This window comes from Nocardia sp. NPDC004722, from assembly GCF_053601505.1.
In genome coordinates this window covers 1-2,362 of sequence record NZ_JBSGBY010000910.1, presented here as the reverse complement: position 1 = coordinate 2,362, position 2,362 = coordinate 1, and the positions used below count along the sequence as shown (strand labels likewise).

Genomic DNA, 2,362 nt, shown 5'->3' with positions numbered 1-2,362 from the left:
ACACAGGCTTGGACCTGTTCTCCGGCCTGGTGCTCGAGACCGGTGCGCAGGTCCCGGACATGGCCCTCGGTGACGGTGACGACGCAGGTCCGGCACGATCATCGAGCAGGACGTGGTGCGGGTCGACCACCACCACACGCCGGAGCAACTGGTCGCCATGGGGCGGGATGTGGAGCGCATGGTGCTCGCCCGGGCCGTGCGACTGCACGCCGAGGACCGGGTGCTGCGCAACGGCGATCGGACCGTGGTCTTCGCCTGATCGGGGACAAGGAAAGGGTCCGGGACGATGTCCCGGACCCTTTTCGTATGGGGAAGTGGTTCACGCTGTTTCGACCGTGGCCACCTGCTTGACGCGGCGGGCGAGGGCCCGCACCGGATCGCCCTCGACCAGGCGGCGCAACCGACCACCGGTCGGCTGTTCCATCAGAACCTGTCGTGCGCCGCGGCGGTGCACGACCCCGGCGATCGCCTTGGCCGCCTTGCGGGTGACCACGATCTGACCGTCCGCGTCCAGGCCCGCCTTGCGCAGGCCGGACAGCGTCGAAGCGACCGCCGCTTCTGCCCGCGCCCGCTCCGAACGGGTCGGCAGCAGCCCGGGATTGGGCAGTCCGAAGGCGAAACCGTGCACTCGGAGGATCGCCACGACCGCGACGGTGCCGCCGGCTTGGCGGGCCGCGTCGAGCAATTCGGGGGAGGCCGGGGTGTCGGGGCGCAGCACTATGACGGTGTCGCGCGGCGAACCCGGCGGCGGGCCACCCCGCCGCCGGGCCGCACCCGGAAGACCGGATCTCATGCGGCGGACTCCGCCGGGGTGCCGGTCAGCACCGCGGCCGCGGGCTGGCGGCGGTCACTGAAGCGCCGCCAAAGGTGCAGCGGCACATAGGCGGCCACGATGGCCACCCCGAGCAGGAACAGGTCGTGGCTGGGTGTGCCGACCACGATCGCGGGGCTGTTCCAGCCGCCGAAGGCCCACATGATCGCGCAGAACACACCGAGCGCCAGCGACACCCAACGCATGAAGCCCGGCAGTCGGAGCGGGCGCACCGCGTCCGGACGGGTCTGGCGATGCACGGCGTAGCTGAAGAACGCGATGGTCACCGCGAACAGGTAACCCATATTGGAGAACACGTAGATCCGCAGCGGACTGCCGAACAGCACCACCGCGATCGAGCACACCACATTGAAGGCCATGGCGCGGGCGGGCACCCGATGCACGTTGAGCTTGCCGAACCAGCGCGGGAGCATGCCGTCCTCGGACGCCTGATACAGCGAACGGGCACAACCCATCAGCGCGTTGAGCACCGACAGCATGAGCGCCACGATCAGCGGAATGCCGATCAGATACTGCACCCAGCTGCCGGACTGCCCGGTCACCTTGGAGATGAGGGTGGAGAAGATGGTCAGCGGGTCCACGTTCTCCGCGCCACCCAGCACGGCCACCAGGACCACCGCGGTGAGCACGAAAACCGCGAAACCGTAGAGGCTTTCGGCGGTGGTGGCGATCTTCGCGTCGCGGGCCGGATTGCGGCACTCGGGGACGTAGCAGGCCACGGCCTCCATGCCCAGCACCGACCAGCTCATGACGAACATCCAGGACAGGATCAGGGTGGGGCTGCCGGTGACGCCGGAGGCGAAATGGAAGCCGGACAGGTTCGACAGGTGCATCGAGCTCGGCCGGGTCAGCGGCAGCAGGATCAGCAGCGTCAGCGGGGCCATCGACACGATGCCCATCACGGTGGCGAAACCCGCGCCCAGTCGGATGCCCAGATACGAGGGCACGAACATGATCAGGATTCCGGCCACCGAGATCAGCAGCACGGCAAGGGAAATCGGGCTGCCGATCGACCCGAACGGCAGAAACGAACGGCCCTGCGGGATGTGGAACAGCTGGGTGATGTAGGCCGAGGCCAGAATCATGTTGATCGGTGCGACCGGAAACCAGCCCAGCCAGTATGCCCACGCCGAAACACCGCCCAGATGCCGGGCCGCACCGGCGTGCAACGGTTGCAGCGATTCGGTGGCGTAGGACGGCAGCCCGCCGGTCCGATGCGGCATGGACGCCGCGAGTTCGGCCACGACCAGGCACAGCAGCACCCCGACCACGGTGGTCAGCGCCAGCAGGGGAATGGCCGCGGCCCCCAGCGCCTGAATGGCGGGCGGGTCGATCCCGGTCACCAGAATCGGTGCCGCCAACCCGATGACGAAGGCACCCCACCAGTTGGTGCCCTGATGCAATTTCGATTCCCCCGCAGCGGATTCCGCGGTGTCGCTGATTGTCATTGGTCTATCCATCTCACTCGGACCAGGCATCACGAAGACGGTGATCGCCTGCTAGGAAGTAGACGGCCCAACTGTTTCAGCG

2 protein-coding genes and 1 pseudogene are annotated in these 2,362 nt (G+C 68.0%); 1 reads left to right on the top strand and 2 read right to left on the bottom strand.

Translation table 11 applies throughout. The features are described from left to right. Positions 1-91: 91 nt before the first annotated feature. Positions 92-259: pseudogene (locus ACWELQ_RS43900) on the top strand (formyltetrahydrofolate deformylase); the annotation flags it as partial. A 60-nt stretch (positions 260-319) separates the two neighbouring features. Here the strand turns inward: ACWELQ_RS43900 and ACWELQ_RS43895 are convergent. Beyond that, positions 320-793, bottom strand: a complete 474-nt coding sequence (locus ACWELQ_RS43895; RefSeq protein WP_452402888.1) for a hypothetical protein — start codon at positions 791-793, stop codon at positions 320-322. Beyond that, entirely contained in the window at positions 790-2,280 is a 1,491-nt protein-coding gene (locus ACWELQ_RS43890) for an APC family permease (RefSeq protein ID WP_452402887.1), read from the bottom strand. Before ACWELQ_RS43890 ends, ACWELQ_RS43895 begins: the two co-directional genes overlap by 4 nt. Positions 2,281-2,362 lie beyond the last annotated feature (82 nt).

What these genes read in the sequence shown, in the direction of transcription:
- ACWELQ_RS43895 (WP_452402888.1), bottom strand. Translation starts at nt 793, where the DNA reads ATGAGATCCGGTCTTCCGGGTGCGGCCCGGCGGCGGGGTGGCCCGCCG.
- ACWELQ_RS43890 (WP_452402887.1), bottom strand. Translation starts at nt 2,280, where the DNA reads ATGACAATCAGCGACACCGCGGAATCCGCTGCGGGGGAATCGAAATTG.